This is a genomic window from Kutzneria viridogrisea DSM 43870 (genome assembly GCF_000525635.1).
GTDB classification, from domain to species: domain Bacteria; phylum Actinomycetota; class Actinomycetes; order Mycobacteriales; family Pseudonocardiaceae; genus Kutzneria; species Kutzneria viridogrisea.
In genome coordinates this window covers 3,928,175-3,949,047 of sequence record NZ_CP007155.1, presented here as the reverse complement: position 1 = coordinate 3,949,047, position 20,873 = coordinate 3,928,175, and the positions used below count along the sequence as shown (strand labels likewise).

The 20,873-nt window shown below is 71.9% G+C and carries 19 protein-coding genes; 6 read left to right on the top strand and 13 right to left on the bottom strand.

From position 1 onward, the window contains the following. Positions 1-22: 22 nt before the first annotated feature. Entirely contained in the window at positions 23-1,087 is a 1,065-nt protein-coding gene (locus KALB_RS17690) for an LLM class flavin-dependent oxidoreductase (RefSeq protein WP_201771930.1), read from the top strand. 8 nt (positions 1,088-1,095) lie between these two features. On the opposite strand, the gene KALB_RS17685 is transcribed toward KALB_RS17690, so the two are convergent. From KALB_RS17685 to KALB_RS17675, 3 genes are read right to left on the bottom strand one after another with little or no spacing between them, the layout of a single operon-like run. Further along, positions 1,096-1,659: a DoxX family membrane protein gene (locus tag KALB_RS17685; protein ID WP_025357049.1), complete on the bottom strand. Its 564-nt coding sequence runs from the start codon at positions 1,657-1,659 to the stop codon at positions 1,096-1,098. An 11-nt stretch (positions 1,660-1,670) separates the two neighbouring features. Continuing rightward, a complete protein-coding gene (locus KALB_RS17680; protein ID WP_025357048.1) occupies positions 1,671-2,759 on the bottom strand; it encodes an acetate/propionate family kinase in 1,089 nt (362 codons plus the stop codon). Continuing rightward, positions 2,759-5,086 (bottom strand): phosphoketolase family protein, encoded by a 2,328-nt coding sequence (locus KALB_RS17675; RefSeq protein ID WP_236650359.1) that lies wholly within the window; start codon positions 5,084-5,086, stop codon positions 2,759-2,761. Before KALB_RS17675 ends, KALB_RS17680 begins: the two co-directional genes overlap by 1 nt. Before the next feature lie 245 nt (positions 5,087-5,331). Between KALB_RS17675 and KALB_RS17670 the strand changes: the two genes are divergently transcribed. Then, a complete protein-coding gene (locus KALB_RS17670; RefSeq protein WP_025357046.1) occupies positions 5,332-6,144 on the top strand; it encodes a universal stress protein in 813 nt (270 codons plus the stop codon). Positions 6,145-6,150: 6 nt separating this feature from the next. Here the strand turns inward: KALB_RS17670 and KALB_RS17665 are convergent, their stop codons facing one another. The 5 genes from KALB_RS17665 to KALB_RS17650 all read right to left on the bottom strand — a co-directional run bounded on the left by KALB_RS17665 (position 6,151) and on the right by KALB_RS17650 (position 11,167). Then, entirely contained in the window at positions 6,151-7,131 is a 981-nt protein-coding gene (locus KALB_RS17665) for a Gfo/Idh/MocA family protein (RefSeq protein ID WP_025357045.1), read from the bottom strand. Between the two features lie 69 nt (positions 7,132-7,200). Next, entirely contained in the window at positions 7,201-9,300 is a 2,100-nt protein-coding gene (locus KALB_RS17660; RefSeq protein ID WP_236650281.1) for a phosphocholine-specific phospholipase C, read from the bottom strand. 191 nt (positions 9,301-9,491) lie between these two features. Next, the gene (locus KALB_RS17655) at positions 9,492-10,412 is read right to left on the bottom strand and encodes a cyclase family protein (RefSeq protein ID WP_236650280.1); all 921 of its coding nucleotides are present in this window, start codon (positions 10,410-10,412) and stop codon (positions 9,492-9,494) included. 104 nt (positions 10,413-10,516) lie between these two features. Then, the gene (locus KALB_RS46540) at positions 10,517-10,696 is read right to left on the bottom strand and encodes a hypothetical protein (protein WP_148309502.1); all 180 of its coding nucleotides are present in this window, start codon (positions 10,694-10,696) and stop codon (positions 10,517-10,519) included. 30 nt (positions 10,697-10,726) lie between these two features. Beyond that, entirely contained in the window at positions 10,727-11,167 is a 441-nt protein-coding gene (locus tag KALB_RS17650; protein ID WP_025357042.1) for a MarR family winged helix-turn-helix transcriptional regulator, read from the bottom strand. A gap of 86 nt (positions 11,168-11,253) precedes the next feature. Between KALB_RS17650 and KALB_RS17645 the strand changes: the two genes are divergently transcribed. Further along, entirely contained in the window at positions 11,254-12,474 is a 1,221-nt protein-coding gene (locus tag KALB_RS17645) for an alpha/beta hydrolase (RefSeq protein WP_025357041.1), read from the top strand. A 57-nt stretch (positions 12,475-12,531) separates the two neighbouring features. On the opposite strand, the gene KALB_RS17640 is transcribed toward KALB_RS17645, so the two are convergent. Both KALB_RS17640 and KALB_RS17635 read right to left on the bottom strand, forming a co-directional pair. Beyond that, on the bottom strand, positions 12,532-13,956 hold the full coding sequence (locus KALB_RS17640) for a M4 family metallopeptidase (RefSeq protein WP_025357040.1): 1,425 nt from the start codon (positions 13,954-13,956) through the stop codon (positions 12,532-12,534). Positions 13,957-14,140: 184 nt separating this feature from the next. Beyond that, positions 14,141-14,914 carry an IclR family transcriptional regulator gene (locus tag KALB_RS17635; protein WP_042220482.1) on the bottom strand — a complete coding sequence of 258 codons (774 nt, stop codon included), beginning with the start codon at positions 14,912-14,914 and terminating at the stop codon, positions 14,141-14,143. A 99-nt stretch (positions 14,915-15,013) separates the two neighbouring features. On the opposite strand from KALB_RS17635, the gene KALB_RS49230 reads away from it, so the two are divergent. The 3 genes from KALB_RS49230 to KALB_RS17625 are packed head-to-tail and all read left to right on the top strand — an operon-like array spanning position 15,014 to position 16,694. Then, a complete protein-coding gene (locus KALB_RS49230) occupies positions 15,014-15,379 on the top strand; it encodes a hypothetical protein (RefSeq protein WP_236650279.1) in 366 nt (121 codons plus the stop codon). After that, entirely contained in the window at positions 15,380-16,087 is a 708-nt protein-coding gene (locus KALB_RS49225) for an amidohydrolase family protein (protein ID WP_236650278.1), read from the top strand. It abuts the gene before it with no gap. 25 nt (positions 16,088-16,112) lie between these two features. After that, complete coding sequence (locus KALB_RS17625; RefSeq protein WP_025357038.1) at positions 16,113-16,694, top strand: nuclear transport factor 2 family protein; 582 nt, start codon at positions 16,113-16,115, stop codon at positions 16,692-16,694. Positions 16,695-16,735: 41 nt separating this feature from the next. Here KALB_RS17625 and clsA read toward each other — a convergent pair whose 3' ends face one another. The 3 genes from clsA to KALB_RS17610 all read right to left on the bottom strand — a co-directional run bounded on the left by clsA (position 16,736) and on the right by KALB_RS17610 (position 20,808). After that, entirely contained in the window at positions 16,736-17,326 is a 591-nt protein-coding gene (clsA, locus tag KALB_RS17620) for a cardiolipin synthase ClsA (protein ID WP_042220480.1), read from the bottom strand. An 89-nt stretch (positions 17,327-17,415) separates the two neighbouring features. Continuing rightward, on the bottom strand, positions 17,416-17,616 hold the full coding sequence (locus tag KALB_RS17615) for a hypothetical protein (protein ID WP_025357036.1): 201 nt from the start codon (positions 17,614-17,616) through the stop codon (positions 17,416-17,418). Positions 17,617-17,829: 213 nt separating this feature from the next. After that, positions 17,830-20,808, bottom strand: a complete 2,979-nt coding sequence (locus KALB_RS17610) for an AfsR/SARP family transcriptional regulator (protein WP_025357035.1) — start codon at positions 20,806-20,808, stop codon at positions 17,830-17,832. Positions 20,809-20,873: the final 65 nt, after the last annotated feature.

Sequence of the window (20,873 nt, the reverse complement as noted above, 5' to 3'; positions counted from 1 at the left end):
GACACGGGGTCGCTCAGCTGAGATGATCGCGGCGCTTGCCGCTGAACACCCCGCGGAGAGGACCACTGTGCCGCTGCCCTCGGAGCCGTTGCTGAAGCTGGGCTTTCTGACCATTGGCCTGTTCGACGCGGCCGATCCCCGCAGGGGCCACGAGTCGACGCTGGGCGTCATCGAACTGGGTGAGCAGCTGGGCTTCGACAGCGCCTGGGTACGGCACCGCCACCTCCAGTACGGCATCTCCTCGCCGGTCGCCGTGCTGGCGGCGGCCTCGCAGCGCACCAGCCGGATCGAGCTGGGCACGGCGGTCATCCCACTGGGCTGGGAGAACCCGCTGCGGTTGGCCGAGGACCTGGCCACGGTGGACATCCTGTCCGGTGGCCGTCTCAACCCCGGGGTCAGCGTGGGCCCGCCGATGCACTACGACCGGGTCAAGCAGGCGCTGTACCCCACCACCTCGGAGGTCGAGGACTTCGGCTACGAGCGGGTGCGCAGGCTGCTGGACTTCGTGCGCGGCGAGCGGGCCACCGGCTTCAGCGGGGTCGAGGGCTTCGAGGAGTACTCCGACCGCGTCCAGCCGCAGGCCCGGGGACTGGGACGCCGCATGTGGTACGGCGGTGCGAGCCTGCGCTCGGCCCAGTGGGCCGGTGAGCACGGGATGAACTTCCTGACCAGCAGCGTGGTGAAGGCGGAGGAGTCCGAGGACTTCGCCGGGATCCAGCTCTCCCACGTTCGGGCCTTCCGCGCCCACCACCCCGACGGCGCCAGGGCCCGGGTCTCCCAGGGGCTCGTCGTGATCCCCACCGACACCGCCACAGCGGAGCAGCGCGCGAAGTACGAGGACTACGTGCGCAAGCGCACTCCGCGCACCGCCACGCCGCAGGGTCCGGCCCGCCTGATGTTCGCGCCCGATCTGGTCGGCACCTCGGAGGAGATCGCCGAGCGGCTGTACGCGCACCCCGCGTTCCGCGAGATCAACGAGGTGGCGTTCGCGTTGCCGTTCACCTTCGAGCACGAGGACTACGTCCAGATCCTCACCGACATCGCCACCAGGCTCGGTCCGGCACTCGGGTGGCGGCCGGCCAGCTGACTCCTGCCTCAGCGCAGCCACCTGCGGTCGAACACGAGGGCTGTCCGCACCCAGTGGCGGCCCAGGCCCCAGGTGTTGCCCGCGGTGGTCACCGCGAGCACGACCAGCACCAGTGCGTAGATGACGTGGTAGTCGATCAGCGGGTTGGTCGAGCCGCTGGGCTGCCCGGTGGCGGTGGTCTGCGCCGGAGGCCACTCCGCCGCCCACATGAGCAGCAGCATGACCGAGCCGGTGACCGCCGCCAGGCGCAGCCCGATCCCGAGGGTGACGGCGAGCCCGATGCCCAGCAGACCGGCCATGAACAGCCAGTCCGCCCACCAGGCACCGGCGATGCCGTGGAACAGGTCCTGGAACGGGCCGACCTTGACCCCGGCCAGGAAGCCCTTGGTCGGCGAGCCACCGGCGATCCACGCGCGGGCGGCCGGTGTGGCGTAGCCGAGCCCGAACAGCTTGTCCGCGAAGGCCCACAGGAAGACCAGTCCGGTGCTGATCCGCAGCACGGCGAGCCACCGCGTGGTGACCCCCGTGATCCGCCCGACACCACTTTCCGATGCCTTCTCCTTGATTGACATGACTTCTCCTCTCAGTGCACCGCGGTGAGCACGGTGCCGAGTTCTCGTGCGATCTCCAACTCCTCGGCCGCACGCACGACCAGCACGCGGCTGGTGGCCCAGTCCGGGCTCACCACTCGGTCGCCGCTGCCCCGCAGGGCCGCTGGATCCGTGGCAAGGCCGAGGAAAGCCAGGCCGCCGACCAGTTCCGCGCACAGCCCCGGCTGGTGTTCGGCGACTCCCCCGGTCAGCACCAGCGCGTCCAGGCACCGCAGGGAGACTCGCGCCGCGGCGATCTCGCGGCACAGCCGGTGCAGGTACACCTGGACCGCGCGTTCGGCCTCGGCGAACCCTCCCGCGCGACGGGCGAGCACCTCGCGCAAGTCCCCGCTGGTGCCCGACAGCCCGGCCAGCCCGCTGCGGTGGTTGAGCCCGGACTCCACCTCCGCCAGCGGTAGTTCCCGCAGCAGGTGCAGCACCAGTCCCGGGTCCAGCGAGCCGGGACGGGTGGTCATCGGCGCGCCGTCCAGCGGCGTGAACCCCATGGAGGTGTCCACGCTGTGCCCGTCCTGGATGGCGGTGACCGACACCCCGCCGCCGAGGTGGCAGCAGATCAGCGACAGCGAGTCCGCGGCACGGCCGAGCAGGTCCGCGGTGCGGCGCAGTGCGTTGGCGCAGGACAACCCGTGGAACCCGTACCGGCGGATGTCGAACCGGTGGCGCCAGGCCGCGGGGATCGGGTAGGTGGCGGCGTGGTCGGGCAGCCGGGTGTGGAACGTCGTGTCGTAGCAGCCGAACAGCGGCACGCCGGGCATGGCCCGCAGCAGGGCGCGGGCCAGCCCGAGTGCCCTGGGCTGGTGGACGGGAACGGTAGGCTCGAACCTGCTCAGCGCCGCGATCTCGTTCTCGTCCAGGGGTGTGGGGCCGGTGCGGTCCCCGCCGTGCACCACCCGCAGCCCGACCGCGTCCACCCTGCCGTTGCGGAACACCAGCTCCGCGATCGCCGGCAGTTCGGGGCCCCCGTCCCAGTCCGCCACCACCGCGCCGTCCACCGGCACCCCGTCGTCCACAATGGACAGCTTGAGGCTGGTCGACCCCGGGTTGACCACCAGCGCGCGCATCAGCCGTTCCAGGTCCAGTCGCGGATCTCGGGCAGGTCCTCCCCGGTGCGCCGGATGTGCTCCTGGTGCTCGGCGAGCCGGTCCAGCAGCTGCTGGCGGATGTGCCCGAGCCGTCCCGCGACCCTGGGCACCCGCTCCAGCGCGGCCAGCGCCAGGTGGAAGCGGTCGATCTCGTTGAGCACGCACATGTCGAACGGGGTGGTCGTGGTGCCGTTCTCGTGGAAGCCGTGCACGTGCAGGTGTTCGTGGCCGGGGCGCCGGTAGGTGAGGCGGTGGATCAGCCAGGGGTAGCCGTGGTAGGTGAAGATGACCGGCTTGTCCTCGGTGAAGATCTCCCGGTAGGCGGTGTCCTCGAGGCCGTGCGGGTGCACCTCGGGCTGGGCCAGCCGGGCGAGGTCGACCACGTTGACCACCCGGACGCGCAGGTCGGGCACGAACTCGCGGAGCACCTCGACCGCTGCCAGGGTCTCCTGGGTCGGGACGTCCCCGGCGCAGGCGAGCACCACGTCGGTGTCCCCGTCGAGGTCGGTGCTGGCCCAGCGCCACACGCCCAGTCCCTGCGCGCAGTGCGCGGCGGCCCGGCGGCTGTCGAGGTACTGCAACGCGGGCTGCTTGCCGGAGACGATCACGTTGATCAGCCCGCGGCTGCGCAGGCAGTGGTCGGCGACCGCGAGCAGGCAGTTGGCGTCCGGCGGGAAGTACACCCGGACCACCTCGGGCCGCTTGTTGAGCACGTGGTCGACGAAGCCGGGGTCCTGGTGCGAGGCACCGTTGTGGTCCTGGCGCCAGACGTGCGAGGTGAGCAGGTAGTTCAGGCTCGGGACCGGGCGGCGCCAGGGCACCTGCGCGGCGGTGTGCAGCCACTTGGCGTGCTGGCCGACCATCGAGTCCACCACGTGCGCGAAGGCCTCGTAGCTGGACAGCAGCCCGTGCCTGCCGGTGAGCAGGTAGCCCTCCAGCCAGCCCTGGCACAGGTGCTCGGACAGCACCTCGAAGACCCGTCCGTCGTGGGCGAGGTGATCGTCGCCGGGTTCGGTGGCCAACTGCCACCGCCGCCCGGTCTCGGCGAAGACGGCGTCCAGCCGGTTGGATGCGTGCTCGTCGGGGGCGAACAGCAGCAGGTTGTGCTGGTCTCGGTTGAGGCGCAGGGCCTCCCGCAGGTACTCGCCGAGCAGCCTCGTCGACTCCGCCACGACCTTGCCGGGCTCGGTGAGTTCCACGCGGTGCGCGAAGGGCTCGGGCAGCCGCAGATCGCGCTGGGTGTGGCCGTGCGCGACGGGGTTGGCGCTGAGCCTGAGCGTCCCCAGTGGACGGTGGTCGCGGACCAGTGGCACGGGCGAGCCGTCGGCCTCGAACAGCTCCTCGGGACGGTAGGAGCGCAGCCACTGCTCCAGCAGCGCCAGGTGGTGTGCGTCCTCGCGCACCGCGGCCAGCGGCACCTGGTGGGACCGCCAGCTGCCCTGGACCTGCTTGCCGTCCACCACGTCCGGGCCGGTCCAGCCCTTCGGCGTGCGCAGCACGATCATCGGCCAGCGCCGCCCACCGTGCACGCGTCCGGCGCGCGCGGAACCCTGGATCTCGAAGATCCCGTTCAGGCACAGCGACAGCGCGTCGGCATAGGCCTCGTGGATCTCCTGCGGATCGGTGCCGGTGACCTCGACGGGGCGCCAGCCGTGGCCGATGAGCAGGGAGTTCAGCTCGTGCCTCGGCATCCGGGACAGCAGGGTCGGGTTGGCGATCTTGTACCCGTTGAGGTGCAGGATCGGCAGCACGGCCCCGTCGCGGACCGGGTCCAGGAAGGCCGTGGCGTGCCAACTGGTGGCCAGCGGACCGGTCTCGGCCTCGCCGTCCCCGACCACGCAGGCGACGACCAGGTCCGGGTTGTCCAGCGCCGCACCGGTGGCGTGCGCCAGGCAGTAGCCCAGCTCACCGCCCTCGTGGATCGAGCCGGGCAGGTGCGCCGAGGCGTGGCTGGGCACCCCACCGGGGAAGGAGAACTGGCGGAACAGCCTGCGCATCCCGTCCAGGTCCTGGCCGACCTCGGGGTAGAACTCGGAGTACGTGCCCTCCAGCCAGGCAGCCGCGTTCAGCCCGGCCGCGCCGTGCCCGGGACCGGCCACCAGCAACATCTTCTGCTTGCGCGCCATGATGATCCGGCTCAGGTGCGCGTAGGTCAGGGTCAGGCCGGGCACCGTGCCCCAGTGCCCGAGCAGCCTCGGCTTGACGTGGTGGGACTGCAGGGGCTCCCGCAGCAGCGGGTTGTCCAGCAGGTAGATCTGCCCGACGGACAGGTAGTTGGCGGCTCGCCACCACGCGTCCAGGCGCATGGCCCAGTCGGGGCCGGAGGGACCGGGCTTGGTTGTCGGTGCAAGCGAACCCGCGGTGATCATCCGGACTCCTGTGGTCTCTGCGGCCGATTCACCTCAACAATCGCCGCCGCGGCCGATCCGGGCCGCTGCCCGGGGACCTCAGCCCACCGGGACTTTGTGCCCGGGCCCTCGTGGCGACTGGCACTGGTCGGCACGCCGGCGACCTCGGGACAGTGGAACCCCAGCTCCCAGGAGGCCCCGGCATGACCACCACCGTCCCGTTAGCCGCACGCACCACCTCGGCCGCATCCCGCGAGGTCGGCCCGATCACCGTGGGCACCGACGGCTCCTACTGGGGCGGGCTCGCATTGCAGTGGGCGGCCCGGTACGCCTGCACGCTCGGTACGAAACTCCGGGTGCTCCGGCCGGGCACGAACGCGGAACTGCCCGCCGACGTGCCGCTCGACCTCGGCCTCACGCACACCATGCACCTGTACCCGCTGCTACCGGTGATCTGCACACCGATCACGGTCGACCCGCTCGCCGAGTTCGCCGAGGCCAGTACCGGCAGTGAGCTGCTCGTGCTGGGCTGCCGCGGGCACCTGCACCGGTGCACCATCGGCCTCGGCTCACTGGTGCTGCCCACCGTGTCGACGGCCCACTGCGACGTGCTCGTCGTGCGCGGCGCCCCGGCCGCGGTGTGGGGCGCGCACCGGACTGTCACCGCCATGGTCAGCGGCGGCCGGGAGGACGCCGCCGTGCTCCGGCGCGCGGTCGGCATGGCGGCCACCTACCGGTCAAGACTGCGGATCGTGCACGCCTCGCCGTTCGAGGAGGCCGAGGACGTGCTGCACCTGGCCGAGCTGCACGTGCAGACCCTGCCGTTCCGGCCCCCGTGCAGCCTGACCGTGGCGCGCGCCCTGCCGCACGAGGTCATCGCCCAGGCGGGCAACACCGATCTGCTCGTACTCGGCCGCGGCACCGGCCGCCACGCCGGTTCGGTCGCCAAGGCCGCGCTGCACCACTCCCGGTGCCCCGTCCTGCTCGTTCAGTCCACTGTGGACCGCAGCGCCTGACACGAGTCAGTGCCCGGCCTTCTCCTGGTGGGCCAGCACGGCGTCCATGGTTTCCATGATCGAGATCGTCTCGTCCAGCGGCATGAGCGGGCTCTCGGTCGCACCGGCCGCCAGCAGCCTGGCCACCTCGTCGGCCTGGTGGCGCAGCCCGCGGCCGAGGTGGCCCTGCTCGAACCGGGTCGGCTCGCCCTCACGCGGGATCAGCGTGAACGAGGTCGGCGCGTAGAAGTCGCCGTCGATCTCGATCCGGGCCTCCGTACCGACGATGGCGGCCCTGGTGGGGCTCATCGCCCGCAGCGTGCAGGTCAGCACCGCCTGTGCCCCGCTGTCGTAGCCGAACAGCATCGAGGTCTGGCCGTCCACGCCGGTGAAGGCGGGCGTGCACAGGGCGGTGATCCGGCTGGGCATGCCGAGGATCATCGACGCGAAGGACACGGGGTACACACCGAGGTCGGCCAGCGCACCGCCGCCCAGTGCCGGGGCGAACAGCCGGAAGTCCGGGTCCTCGGCGAACCACTGCCCGTGGTCCGCGGTCACCGTGACGATCTCACCGAGCACACCGCTGGCGACCAGCTCGCGGATCCGCCGGATGTGCGGCAGGAACCGCGTCCACATCGCCTCCACCAGCAGCAGACCGCGCTCACGGGCGACCGCGACGAGCTCGCGCGCCTCGGCGGCGTTCATCGTGAACGGCTTCTCTACCAGCACGGGTTTGCCTGCCCGCAGCGCGAGCAGGGCGTTGGCGTGGTGCATCGGGTGCGGGGTGGCCACGTAGACCACGTCCACCTCGGGATCGGCGACCAGCTCCACGTAGCTGGCGTGCCGGCGGCCGATGCCCAGCCGGTCGGCGAACCGGTCGGCGGAGGCCTGGCTCCGGGACCCGACGGCCACCGCGACACCCGAGTCGGTGTTGCGCAGATCGGTCACGAAGGTGTCGGCGATCCCGCCGGTCCCCATGATCCCCCACCGCACCGGGCTGCCCGCCATGAACGCTCCCCTCGGCCTGTACATCGCCTGCGGCACAGCATGTCACGGACAGCCCGGCGCGGCTCGCGCTCAGCAGCGCACGGCCGGGTCGCTGTAGCTGGGCCGGCCGTTCTCGTGGTGCCCGGCGAACCGCCGCCGGTACGCCCCGGAGCCCGGCACGGTGACGGTCAGGTCGTACCAGCCGTGGCTGGACCGCAGGTCCCACACCTGGCGCACGGTCTGGCCGGGCCGCAGGGACACCGACCGGGACGAGCCCTCACGGTAGGAGTTGTCCACGGCGACCCGCCGGGACCGGGTCCCCGGGTTGCTCAGCACGAGGGTGACGCAGTCCGAGTGCTGGTCCTCCTCGATGACGGCCCGCACCTCGTGTAGGTCACCGCCGTCCCCGGCGAACTCGGCCAGGTAGCCGTTGGCGCCCCAGACGCCGAACTGGTACCGGCCGCCAACGGTCCAGGTGTCCGACACGGTGTCACCGCGGGCGACCTGGTAGCGCCGGGGTGCCGCCTGCGGGGCGCTGCCGTCGCGCACGGCGAAGTAGCAGCCGGTGGACCCGGTGTTGTGGAAGGACAAGCTCAGCTCGGTGGCGCTGGCCCGGTCCAGTGCGACGCCGAACCGGTACGGCAGCGCCCTGGCCCGCCGGACCCCGGGCTCCTGGCGGGGCATGGCCTGCCTGGCGGGCACCGAGAACGGCTCGCCCCTGCCCTTGATCGGCGCGGGCGGGTCGAGGGCCAGCACACGCGCGTCGCGCCGGGAGAAGTCGAAGGCCGAGGTCAGGTCCCCGCACAGCGAGCGCCGCCATGCGCTGATGTTGGGCTCGGGCAGGTCGAACCGCTTCTCCAGGAAGCGCAGGACCGAGGTGTGGTCGAACACCTCCGAGCACACCCAGCCGCCCTTGGTCCACGGGGAGACGATCACCAGCGGGACCCGGGGGCCGAGGCCGATGGGCTGCTTGCCCAGCGGGTCGGCGCCGGGGATGAGCGGCCCGGCCTCACCGGGGTGCAGGTCGAGGTCGAGGATCTCCTGCGGCAGGCTGGCGGCCAGCGAGGCCGACACCAGGCCGTCGGTGCCCGGCTGGTTGCGGACCGGCGGCATCGGCGGCACCACGTGGTCGAAGAACCCGTCGTTCTCGTCGTAGTTGAGGATCAGCACCGTCCTCGCCCACACCTTGGGATCGGCGGTGAGCGCGTCCAGCACGGTGTCGATGTAGTAGGCCCCGTCGGTCGGCGAGGCCGAGGGGTGCTCGCTGTACTGGTACGGCGAGACCACCCAGGACACCGCGGGAAGGTTGCCCGACAACACGTCCTGCTTCAGCTCGGCCAGGGTGTGGTTGCTGGCCCCGCGCTCCACCAGCGGCCCGGACGCGCCCTCGGCGACCTGGTAGTTGGCGAAGAACTCCAGCGAGTTGTCGGTGTAGTTGTCGGTGGGCTGACCCGATACGCCGGTGCCGCCCTGGTAGACCTTCCAGCTGATGCCGCGCTGCTGCAGCCGCTCCGGGTAGGTGGTCCAGGTGTAGCCGTTGCGGCCGCCGCGCTCCTCGAGACCCGGCCCGTTCTTCTTGCGCCCCAAGGTGTTCTGCGCGTCGATGGTGCCGGTCCACAGGTAGATGCGGTTCGGCGCGGTGTCGGCGTGGATGGAGCAGAAGTAGGAGTCGCACACGGTGAACGCCTCGGCCAGCGCCCGGTGGTAGGCGTTGTCCTGCCGGGACAGGTGCGCCATGGTCAGCACGTCCTGCTTCTGGTTCACCCACTGGTCGTGGCGGCCCTCGTTCCACGCGAGGTGGCCGCTGCTCCAGCCGTGGTTCGTGCCGTCGATGTGCTCGCTGGTGCGCACCGAGTCCAGGTCGAAGGGCAGCACGTACTCGGCGTCGGCGGGCAGCCCCCGGTTGTGGTAGTCCTTGGTCTTGGTCGAGGCGGGCGGCTGGTGCCACACGTCGCGCCCGGTGGGCAGGATCCACGGCCGGGGGTCACCGAACCCGCGCACCCCGCGCATCGTGCCGAAGTAGTGGTCGAAGGACCGGTTCTCCTGCATGAGGATCACCACGTGGTCGACGTCCTTGATCGTGCCCGAGCGGACCTCGGGCTCGACGGCGAACGCCTTGCCGATGGCCCCCGGCAGGGCGAGTGAGCCGACCGCGGCACCCGTAGCACCCAGAAACCGTCTCCGGCTCACCTCAACCACTGCACGACCTCCGCTGTTCGCACTGCCTAGTTCGTCCGGGACAAGCAATCACGCGTACATGGACGGTAGCCGTCGGACAGCACGCCACGAGGTGAACAGTCCAGCCGAAAGGCCTGTTCACCTCGTGTTCCGCTCCCGCTCTTCGCTGCGTGCCGAGACACTGTCGGGTGCGAGTCCCGCGGTCAGAATGTGGCGATGGGGTTGACCGGGCTGCCGGACGTACCGGCGAAGCGGACCGGCGCGACCGCGAGGTGGAAGTCCCACTGGCCGAGCTCGGCAGCCGTCCTCGCGCACACCTCCAGGTCGCAGTTGTCGAGCAGCCACAGACCCATCGCAACCAGGCTCACGGCGTGAACCGGCATCAACACGTCCTCGTACCCCGACGGCTGAACCTCCTGCGGGGTGTCAGCGCCGATCAGCGCGACCTGCCGTTCATGCAGCCACGGCAGGCAGGACGCGTGCCAGCCGGCCTGCGTGACACCGCTGGCCGCACCGGCCTCGTGCCGGAACCGGCCATAGCCGGTCCGCAGGAGTACCGCATCGCCGGAGCGCACCCGCACACCCTGGCGACGCTCGGCCTCCTCGAGATCCTCGGGAAACACACCCTGCCCCGGTTCCAACCACGGCACATCGCGGACCCTCGCGATGTCCAGCAGGACACCACGCGTGATGATCCCGTTCGCCGCCGCCGTGACGGCCGCCCACGCCGATCCCGTTGCGGCGTCGACCAACGAGTGCGACCGCCCGTTGTACATCGTGCCGTCCCAGAAGATGTGGCACGGCGAGTCGACGTGGGTCAGGGTGTTGCCGTGGAAGGTGATGCCGAGCCGCTCGTGCGAAAAGCCCCAGCGCCGGTCGTTGCGGAATCCGGGCAGCGGCATGTCCTCGGCACCGGGCATGTCGGCGGCGCACGGGCACGTCGTCGTCGACCGCTCCATGTCCTCCGGTACGGCAACCTCCCATGCGCACGACACGCTCCTGCCGTGGCGCACGGCCCGCGCCGCCGCCAGCCGGACGTCGTCGGTGATGTGGTTCAGAGTGCCGAGCTCGTCGTCCTCGCCCCACCGTCCCCAGTTCGACAGCGTGTCGAAGTACCCGAGCACGTCGTCCTGTGTGGGTATCGGTCGCCCTGCCGTCATCCCAGCATCGACTCCTCCGGTCACGCGGTTCGAGGCACCAAGGCCCGCTGAACTGGCATGACACTAGATCAGCGGGCCAGCAGTCGGCCGATCAGGGCCTGCGGGTGAGCACCAACCAGGACCCGGTCCCACTGGTGAAGTTCACCGGCCACAAGGTCGAGGGCATCGCGTGCCTGCCCGGGACGACCCGTGGCGTGGTGGGCAATGACGACCGGGAAGCCGTTGCCGCGCAACTGGTTCTGACGCAACGACCAGTCCCAGGGCCGGCCTGACCCCGGTCAGAGCCGGTCGTAGACCTCGACGAGCTGGCCCAGCACCCGCGCGGCCCGCGCCAACTCCTGCTCGTCGAGGTCCCCGAACGCCTCGTCCAGCGCCTCGGTCAGCGCCTGACTGCGCTTGGCGTGCCGGTCCGCGCCCTTGTCGGTCAGGGCCACGGTGACCGAGCGCTGGTCGGTGGCCGATCGCTGCCTGGTGACGTACCCGGCCTGGACCAGCCCGTTGACCAGTTGGGTCACGCCCGCCGAGGTGGTCTCGGTGCCCGCGGCGAGCTGGCTGACCGTGCTCGGTCCCTGCTCGGCCAGCACGCGCAGGGCCCTGGCGTGGGTCAGCGACAGGGCGTCGGCCGACCTGGTGGCCCGGCCGCGCAGCCGTGCGTCGGCCGCGCTGAGCCGGTAGGCGGCCCGCCCCAACTGGTCCAGGGCCTGCTCTCGGTAGTCCATGTGGTGTGCACCTCTCTGCTTGACACCAGCCTAGCCTAAGTACTTAATAGCTAAGTACTTAATTAACCCTCCGGAGGGAGCCCACCATGACGACGCGGTCGACGGCGCAGAGCTGGACCCTGGACATCGCGCTTGCGGTTGGCGGCTTCGACGCGCTGCACCCTGAGGCCAGGGGCACGCTGGAGCAGCTCGGGCACGACCACACCGACTTCGAGAAGGTCTTCGCACTGGTCAGGAGCGGGGCGATGCTGCCGAAGGCCTGGGCAACGGTGGCCGCCCAGGCCCAGCAGCGGGCCGAACACCACGAGGCCAACGGCTTCCGCGGGACCGCGGCCGACCTGTACCAGCGGGCCGCGGTGATGTGGGGCCGCGCCCAGTACTCCTTCTTCGACGCCGCCGACCCGCGCAAGGCCGCGTTCCGCGCGCGGACCGACCACTGCGTGGCCAAGCTCGGCGAACTGCGCGAGGGCCTGGTGCGCCGCGTGGTCCTCGACTTCGAGGGCGGCCACGTCCACGGGCTGCTGCATCTGCCCGCCGGACAGGTGCGCGAGGCGCCCGCGGTGATCCTCGGGCCCGGCATGGACATGATCAAGGAGGACTACCTCTACGCCGCCGAGCGGTACTACACCTCGCGCGGGGTGGTGGCCCTGTCCATCGAGGGGCCCGGGCAGGGCGAGACCCGCGCGGGCGGGCTCACCGTGGACCTGACCAACTACGAGCGCGCGATCAGCCGGTTCATCGACCACCTCGTGGAGCTGCCCGAGGTGGATCCGGACCGGATCGGCATGTTCGGCATCAGCATGAGCGGGTACTGGGGCAGCCGGGCCGCGGCAACCGACCCCCGGCTGGCCGCGCTGGCCGCCTTCGAGGCCGTCACCGGGGACTTCGAGACGATCTTCGAGCGGGCCCAGCCCAGCTTCAAGCAGAACTACATGTACATGGCGGGCTACACCGACGAGGCCGCCTTCGACCGCGAGTTGGTGGCCCACCTGCCGCTGGGCGAGCTGGTCGGCCGCATCGGCTGCCCGGTGCTCTACGGCATCGGGGAGTTCGACGAGCTCACCCAGCTGCCGCAGGCGCTGGCCAACTTCGAGCTGGTGCGTGCCCCCAAGGAACTGCGCGTCTACGAGAACGAGTTCCACCCGCTGGGCGGGGTGGCGGCCGAGGTCTTCGGTTTCGGCGCCGAGTGGGTGCGGCTGGCGCTGGACGGGGCGTTCGCGGAGCCCGGCCGCGATGTGCGGCACTACCTGCACCGGGACGGCCGGGTCAGCGAGGGCACCGGCGAACCCACCTGGTGGGCCGCCTGAGGACTCCGGGACCGGGTCGGCCGCGCAGCACGCGGCCGACCCCGCGGAGCCTCGAACCTACTGGGCGTCCTGGTCAAGCTGGGTGGCCTTCACCGCGTTGGCGACCTGGGCGCAGTCGTCGGCGGTGATGCCCGCGGTGCCGTTCTGGGCCAGCGCGGAGCAGGAGGAGTTCAGAGCGTTGCCCACGTCGTGGAAGGTCGCGCTGGGGGTCAGCGTGTTCTCCACGCCCCACCACACCTGCACGGCCTTGTCCGCGCCGAGCCCGCGCACGGTCTGCCCGTTGAAGGTGTCCCCGTCGGTGATCAGGTAGTCGGCCTTGTTCACCACGCCGTCGTTGATGTGCACGTCGGGGTTGTTGGTGTCCCAGCCGGGGCCGTTGACCATGTCGGGCTGGTTGGTCGAGCGCGGGTCCTTCATGTTGCGGATGACGCCCAGCGAGGTGCCCGCGCCCAGGTTCCAGCGGTTGTCCCCCGCGCTGTTCGGGTCGTTCGCGCTGAGCGCGATGAACTTGCCGAACACGTCGGACAGACCCTCGTTGATCGAGTCCGCCTGGCTGCCCTGCAGGCCCGAAGTGTGCTGGGTGACCCCGTGGGTCAGCTCGTGCCCGGTGACGTCGTCGGTGGTGACGCCCTCACCGAAGGCCATCTGCTCGCCGTCCCAGAACGCGTTGAGGTACGGGCACTGCTCGCCCTGCACGCAGATCCGCACGGTGCCGCGCAGAGCGGTGCCCGTCCCGTCGCCGTAGTCGGCGCCGACCAGCGAGGTGAGGTCGACCCCCACCGCCTTGGCGTAGAAGTTCTGGGCGTCGCCGAAGAAGTTGTAGACGTTGTTGACGTCGGTGACCGAGGACTCGCCGCCGCCCTCGCCACGGGTCACCGAGAACGCGCCGCCACCGCAGCGCACCGACTCGGCGCTGCCGGAGACGGTCGCGCGTGCGGCGTCGCACACATCGCGGTTGACCGCCTCGTGGATGTCCGACCAGGAGGCGAGCACCTGCCTGGTGTCCGCCTTGACGACCTCGGTCCACTTGTCGTCCAGCCGGGGTCCGTGCACGAGGACCTGGTAGGTGGGCACGGCGACCGAGGCCCCCTTGGCGCCGCCGAGGGTGGCGTCGTACCAGTAGGCCCGCGGTGCGCCAGCGGTCAGCTTCGCGGCCGGGATGCCGCTGCGGTGGGCCACCTCGGCCACTGCCGCGGCGGTGACGCCCTCGCTGCTCGCGGGGAACTGCCCGCTGGTGGTCTTGGTGGTCTTGCCGTGCGTGGCCAGCACGTGCCCGTCGCGGTCCAGGGTGGTCACGACCTGGCCGCCGAAGACCGGCACCCCGGCGATGGTCTGCTGGTAACGCACGACGCTGCCGAAGGGCATGGCCCGTGAGGCGAGGTGCTGCATGGCGGGTGCCGCCAGCGCGGGACTGGCGGTCGCGATCGCGGTCGCCGCCAGCGCGACGGCCGCCGCACCGGTGATGACTCGGTTTCTGGACACTTCGCATACCTCCGCAGGGATCGGCGTCACTCGAAGTGATCGAGTGCGAATTCTGCTCACGTCCCGCTGCGGTCAACACCATGCGGAAGTAGGGAGAAATCCGCCAAAACGCCTGTCGCGCCACGCTCAGGACACCGAGGACGTGCCGCGATCCCTGCCCGAATTCCTCGTCACACCAAGGTGGTCAGAGCGCCGCCGCGCGGGAGATCGCGCGGGCGACGGCGATGACGGCCGGGATGTGGGTCGCCGGTGCCACCTGCTCGGAGCCGGTGATCACCGACACCGCGGCGATCGTGTTCTTCCGCCGGTCCACGACCGGGGCGGCCACGGAGGTCAGCGACACACCCCGCTTACGCCGCGAGGACACCGCGAACCGGTCGCGCCGGACCGCGGCCAGCCGGGCGCGCAACTCGGTGCCCGTGCCGTTGAGGTTCTCCTCGTCGGCGGACCAGTCCACCGCGAGCACCTCCTCCTGTACCCGCTTGGGTGCGAAGGCCAGCAGAATCAGCCCGTTTCCCGTGGAGTGCAACGGCATCCGGCCGCCGACCCGGTAACCCACCCGGTGCGCACCCCGCGCGGACAGCCGCTCCACGAGAACGGCCTCCACCCCCTCGCGCACGGACAGCAGCACGTGCTGCCCCGTCGCGTGCAGCAGGTCCTCCATGTACGGCAAGGCGTTCTCGCGCAGACCGTGCCCGCGCGGCGCGAGCGAGGCGATCTCCAGCAGGCGCAACCCGATCGTGTAGTCACCCGACTCGGCCTGCTCCAGCGCACCCAGCTCCACCAGCTTGCGGGCCAGGCGCAACGCGGTCGGCTTGGGCAGCCCGGCCAACTCGCTCAGCGCGGCGAGCGACAGGGTGGGCCGGTCCGGTGAGAAGCAGCCGAGCAGCCGGAAAGCGCGGTCCAGCACGGGTTCGCCCCGCGCGGGCCGACCACCACGTGCTCGCCGCTCGGTCACACCGACCTCCGTCGTTCCACTCAATGAAACGGGGGCTGGCCGACGGTCCAGGCCTGCCCAATGATGTGCGTCGTGACCATTATGGACGGATCAGCACAGGTGGGCAGGACCGTTCTGCACAACGTCCGCGTCTTCGACGGGACCGGACTGCGCTCCCCCGGCACGGTTGTCATCGAGGCGGGCCTGATCGGCTCCGGCGACGCCACCGGCGCCCGGGTCCTCGACGGTGCGGGCGGCGTGCTGCTGCCCGGGCTGATCGACGCGCACCTGTACCTGGCGGGCGGTCGGCAGGACCTGGTGCGGCTCAGGGAGTTCGGCGTGACCACCGCGCTGGACATGGCCTGCGCGCCGCCGGAGTTCGTGCGCTCGCTGCGCGGACTGCCCGGCCTGCCCGCAGTCCGCAGCGCGGGCACGCCCGCCATCGCACCCGGCAGCCCGCACTCGCACATCCCGCTGGTGGGATAGTTGGGCATCCTGCGGGGCGCGCAGGAGGCAGCGCGGTTCGTGGCCGAGCGGGTGGCCGAGGGTTCCGACTACCTCAAGATCGTGATCAACACCCCGGCGCCCAGCCACGAGCAGGCCACCCTGAACGCGCTCGTCGCGGCGGCCCACGCGCACGGCAGGCCGACCGTCGCGCACGTCACCTCCTGTGCCGCCGTGGAGGAGGCACTGCTTGCCGGGGTGGACATCCTCACGCACGTGCCGCTGGACCGGGCACTGACCGAGGACCTCACCGCACGGGTGCTCGCGGGCGGCCAGTTCGTCGTGCCGACACTGTCCATGATGGAGGGTGTCATCGCGCAGTCGGCTCCGCCCGGGGCCAGCTACGAGGCGGCCCGCGCCAGTGTGCGGCGGCTGCACCGGGCCGGGGTCCCGGTCATCGCGGGCACCGACGCCAACGCCTCACCCGGTGTACCCGCGGCGATCAGCCACGGCGACAGCCTGCACCGCGAACTGGAGCTGCTCGTCGACGCCGGTCTGAGCACAGTGGACGCTCTGCGCTCCGCGACCTCCTTGCCCGCCAAGCACTTCGGGCTCACCGACCGCGGAGTGATCGAGCCGGGCCGCCGGGCCGACCTCGTGCTGGTCGAGGGCGACCCGCTCAGCGACATCACCGCCACCCGGTCGATCCGGGCCGTGTGGTGCGGCGGGGTCGAGCACATCCCCGGCTGACCACCGACAAGGGAGAATGACCGCCGTGAGCGACATCTCGGACGTGACCCAGCTGGTCCTGCACGAACGACAGGGCCGTGACCGGGGCTGGTGGCAGCAGATGCGGGACTGCTTCGCCGCCGACTCGACCGTGCGGCTGAGCTGGTTCCGCGGCAGCGGCGCCGAGTTCGCCGCCGAGTCGGAGAAGATGGCGGCTCGCGGGGACAACGCCAGGCACCGGCTCGGGCCGCCGGTCGTCGACGTGCACGGGGACCGCGCGCTGGTCGAACTGCCCGCCGCGATCGAGCTGCGCACCGAACTGGACGGGGTCGAGGTCGACCTCACCTCGTACGCCAGGCTGGTCTACCGGGTACGGCGGCACGAGGGCCGCTGGCTGATCGTCTCGCTCGACCCGGTCTACGAACGCGACGTGCTGCTGCCCAGCGTGCCGGGCACCGCGCTGGCGATCGACCCCGCGGCGCTCGCCGCCCACCGGCCCGTCTACCGGCTGCTGGCCCACGTGCTCGGCTCGCGCGGCTACCCCGTCGGCGGGGACCTGTACGGGGATGACCGGCCCGAGCAGGTCGCGCGGTTCTACCGCGAGGCCCACGACTGGCTGCGGGCCTGACCGAACCGGCGCGGGTGCCCGTGCCGGACGGCCCGTCCGCGCTAGCTGGTGCGCCGCCGCAGCGCGGACACGGTCTGCACCACGTAGAGCACGCCCGACCACACGTGCATGCCCCCGCCCCAGGCGGCGAACCCGTAGGCGATCGGCGCGGCGATCATCGCGGCGGTGGACTCGCCCTGGGCGAGCAGCAGCAGCGGCAGCGCGTAGAGCAGGCAGAAGGTGGCCGCCTTGCCCAGGTAGATGACCTCGGGCGGGGAGTAGCCCGCACGGCGCAGCAGGGGCAGGCAGCAGGCCACGGCCACATCGCGCAGGGCGATGGCCACGACGAACCACCAGGGCAGGATGCCGCGCACCACGAAGGCGAAGGCGGTGGCCAGGATGTAGAGGCGGTCGGCGGCGGGGTCCAGCATGGCCCCGAACCGGCTGGCCTGGTTGAGCCAGCGGGCGAGCTTGCCGTCCAGCCAGTCGGTGAAGGCGGCCACGGCGAGCACGACGATCGCCAGCACGTCCTCGTGCGGGCCCAGCAGCAGCCACAGGAACAGCGGCACACCCGCCAGCCGCAGCAGGCTCAACGCGTTGGGCACGGTCAGCACACGATCGGAACGCTCCGGTGCCTGACCTGCCGAAACCACCGAGAGCCTCCCTGAAAATCCGAACCCGACCCGTGTGGGGTCCAAGCCTGCCACACGGGTCGGGGAACTCAGGGGCTGACCCGCTGGGGTCAGCGGGAGGAGGACCAGCCGCGCAGCTGAAGCTCGGCGCCGGTGAACCAGCGGGCACGGCCGCGGTCGTCCATGCCGACCCAGCGCGCCCTGCCGTGGGCGCCTTCGAGCACGTAGGCGTGCCCGAGGCTCCACACCACGCTGCACGGGGCGGTGGGCAGGGACTTCGGCTTACTGTCGGCCTCGACCATGACGCTCATCTGCTACCGATTCCTCCATCAGGGGGCCCGCCCAGGACGTCGTCCCGGTGATCCATCGCGGTGACCCGTGGTGATGATTCTGGCCGCCGCGAGGCGTGGAATGGGGCGTCCGCGGCCCTCCCGCGCCTACCGGAGCCATTGCGTCGCCCAACTGCGATCCACGTCACGTGATCATTTCGCGTCGGCTGAGCACGGCCTGCCGTTCGGCGCAGATCACCGACCGACCGCCGCTGTTTTCCGCTGTGTCATGGCCAGCGCATCGGCCCGAGACGTGAGCTGCTCGGCCAGCACCGACTGGCCCGCGCGCCGGTGCGTCTCGGCCAGCAGGCGCAGCATCCTGGCCTGCCAGTGCACCAGTCCGGCCTCCTCCACCAGCTCCAACGCCTCGCGCAGCCAGCGGTCGGCGGCCCGCGGGTCCGCCTCGCGCAGGGCCAGTTCGCCCAGGCTCCAGCAGGCCGTGGCCACCCCGAAGGAGTCGCCGATCTCCGCGAAGGAGGCGTGGCAGGACAGCAGCACCCTGCGGGCGTGCCCGCCGTCCCCGTGCAGCGCGAGCACGTGCCCGAGGTGCCGCACGCTGCGCAACTCCCCCAACCGGTCGCCGAACTCGCGGTACAGGGCGGCGGCCTGGGTGAAGTAGTCGCGGGCGATGTCGGGCTGCCCCCACTTGCCGTGGCTGGCGCCGAGGAAGCGCAGCACCTGGGCCTCCCCGTACTGGTCGCCCAGGGCGCGGAAGCCGTCCAGCGCCTCCCGCAGGCAACCCAGTGCCTGCCCGGGTTCGCCCAGGTCGCGGTGCAGCAGGCCGAGGCACAGCTGGGAGTTTGCCAGCCCGCGGTCGTCACCGACGGCCTCGTAGCCGCGGTGGGCCAGCCTGAAGTGGTGCCCGGCCAGGTCCAGCCGCCCGGTGTGGTGGTGCACGTCGCCGAGCAGGGACTGCGTGTGCGCCTGCGACGAGCGGTCGTCCAGGCGCGCCCAGCTGTCCAGGGCGCGGCACAGCATGTCCAGGGCCAGCTCGTAGTGGTCCTTGGCGAACCACAGCCTGCCCAGCCCGTACCGCATGAGCGCCGCACCGGGCTCGTCCCCGGCGGCGACCGCGCCCGCCAGCGCGCGCTCGTGGCCCTGCCGCCACTCGTCCCAGTACCCGCGCAGCTCCAGGTAGCAGCCCGAGGCGGCGGCGATGCGCCAGCCGAGTTCCGCGTGTCCCTCCGACACCGCCTGGTCCACGGCGACGCCCAGCTCCGCCCGCTCGGCGTCGAACCAGGCCAGGGCGTCACCCACCGGTTCGACACGGGCCCGGACCGGGCGGGGTGGCGGGCAGGGCCACCAGCCCGCGTTCGGCATGCGGGCCTCGGCCTGCGTGGTCGCGGCCAGCCAGGTGGTCAGCGTACGCTCCACGACCCCGCGGCGGTCCGCCTCGCTGTCGGTGGCCACCGCCTGTTCGCGGGCGTACAGGCGGACCAGCCCGTGGCTGCGGTACCGGTCGGCCACCCCGGTGAAGTCCACCAGCTGGGCGTCCACCAGCTGCTCGACCAGTTCCTCGGCACGGTGCGGCTCGCGGTCCAGCGCGGCGGCTGCCAGCTGCGGGGTGTACTCGCCGGTGTTGAGCAGCCCCAGCAGCCGGAACGCCCGCTGCTGCTCGGGGTCCAGCGCGCGGTAGCTGGTGGCCAGGCTGGCCCGCACCCGCAGGTCGCCGGCGGACAGCCCGTCCAGGCGCCGCCGCTCGTCCTCCAGTTGGCGCACCAGCCAGTCCACCGGCCTGCTGGTGCGGGCGGCCAGCCGGGCGCCCGCGATGCGCAGGGCCAGCGGCAGGCCGCCGCACTGACGCACCAGTTCGGCGCTGGCCCGCGGTTCGGTGCGGACCCGGTCCCCGCCGACCACGGTGCCCAGCAGGCGGACCGCCTGCTGCTCGTCCAGCACGCGCAGGTCCACGGTGTGCGCCCCGGACAGCCCAGTGAGCCGGTTGCGGCTGGTGACCAGCACGGTGCACGAGCTGTCACCGGGCAGCAGCGGGCGGACCTGCGCCTCGTCCACGGCGTCGTCGAGCAGTAGCAGTGCCCGCTTGCCCGCCAGGCGGTCGCGCAGCAGCAGGGAGCGGGCCTCCACGCTGTCGGGCAGGTGGTTGCCCAGCACGCCGAGCAGCCGCAGCAGCCTGCCCAGCGCCTCGGCTGGCGGCACCGCGCCCGCGCCGTCCTGCAGGGTCACGTGCAGCTGGCCGTCCGGGAACCGGTCGCGCAGCCGGTGCCCGAGGTGCACGGCCAGCGCCGTCTTGCCCACCCCGGCCATGCCCGCGATGACCTGCACCACGGGACTGCCCGGCTGCCGGGGCGGGGCGCTGAGCCGGGCGAGCATGTCGTGTACGAGAACGTCGCGGCCGACCAGGTCGGGCAGGTCAGGGGGCAGCGCGCGGGGCGGGGCGGACTTGGGCGGATCCGCATCGCAGCGCCAGTCCAGGCCCGGATCACCAGCCAGCACGGCGCGCTCCAGCTCCCGCAGCGGCTCGCCCGGCTCGATGCCCAGTTCCTCGACGAACGTGGCCCGCGCGTCCCGGTAGACCTCCAGCGCGTCGGCGCTGCGCCCGCACCGGTGCAGCGCGAGCATGAGCTGGGCTCGGAACCGCTCGTGCAACGGGTTGTCGGCGACCAACTCGGTCAGCTCGCCGACCAACTGGGTGTGCTCGCCGCGCCGCAGGTCCAGGTCCACGCGGCGCTCCACGGCGCTGCGCCGCAGCTCCGCGAGCCAGGGACCGGCCGTGGCGTGCAGCGAGTCGGAGGGCACGTCGGACAGCGCGGGCCCGCGCCACAGCGCACCCGCCTGTCTGAGCCGGCCGGCGGCCGTGTCCAGGTCACCGGCGGTCGCGGCCCGCTCGGACTCGGCCACCAGCGTGCGGAACACGTCCAGGTCCAGTTCGCCGGGTGCGACCCTGATCAGGTAGCCCGGCGGCCGGGTCTCGATCGGGTCGGCGCCGCCCTGGGCGGTGAGGCCGCGCCGCAGCCGCAGCACGTAGCCCTGCAACGTTGCCTTGGCGCTGGCCGGCGGCTCGCTCCCCCACAGCCGCTCGGCCAGTTCGGCGACTGGCACCACGTGGTTGGCGCGCAGCAGCAGCGCGGCCAGCAGCACCCGGTGCTTGGCGGCCGCCAGCGGCACTACGCGGTCGCCCGCGCTGACCCGCAGCGACCCCAGGATCGCGAACTCCATCCGATCGTCCCCATCGATCGACTTCCCCCACACCGAGCATGATGCCCCTCAGCACCGACAAAAGA

What these genes read in the sequence shown, in the direction of transcription:
- KALB_RS17690 (WP_201771930.1), top strand. Translation starts at nt 23, where the DNA reads ATGATCGCGGCGCTTGCCGCTGAACACCCCGCGGAGAGGACCACTGTG.
- KALB_RS17685 (WP_025357049.1), bottom strand. Translation starts at nt 1,659, where the DNA reads ATGTCAATCAAGGAGAAGGCATCGGAAAGTGGTGTCGGGCGGATCACG.
- KALB_RS17680 (WP_025357048.1), bottom strand. Translation starts at nt 2,759, where the DNA reads ATGCGCGCGCTGGTGGTCAACCCGGGGTCGACCAGCCTCAAGCTGTCC.
- KALB_RS17675 (WP_236650359.1), bottom strand. Translation starts at nt 5,086, where the DNA reads ATGCGCCTGGACGCGTGGTGGCGAGCCGCCAACTACCTGTCCGTCGGG.
- KALB_RS17670 (WP_025357046.1), top strand. Translation starts at nt 5,332, where the DNA reads ATGACCACCACCGTCCCGTTAGCCGCACGCACCACCTCGGCCGCATCC.
- KALB_RS17665 (WP_025357045.1), bottom strand. Translation starts at nt 7,131, where the DNA reads ATGGCGGGCAGCCCGGTGCGGTGGGGGATCATGGGGACCGGCGGGATC.
- KALB_RS17650 (WP_025357042.1), bottom strand. Translation starts at nt 11,167, where the DNA reads ATGGACTACCGAGAGCAGGCCCTGGACCAGTTGGGGCGGGCCGCCTAC.
- KALB_RS17645 (WP_025357041.1), top strand. Translation starts at nt 11,254, where the DNA reads ATGACGACGCGGTCGACGGCGCAGAGCTGGACCCTGGACATCGCGCTT.
- KALB_RS17615 (WP_025357036.1), bottom strand. Translation starts at nt 17,616, where the DNA reads ATGAGCGTCATGGTCGAGGCCGACAGTAAGCCGAAGTCCCTGCCCACC.
- KALB_RS17610 (WP_025357035.1), bottom strand. Translation starts at nt 20,808, where the DNA reads ATGGAGTTCGCGATCCTGGGGTCGCTGCGGGTCAGCGCGGGCGACCGC.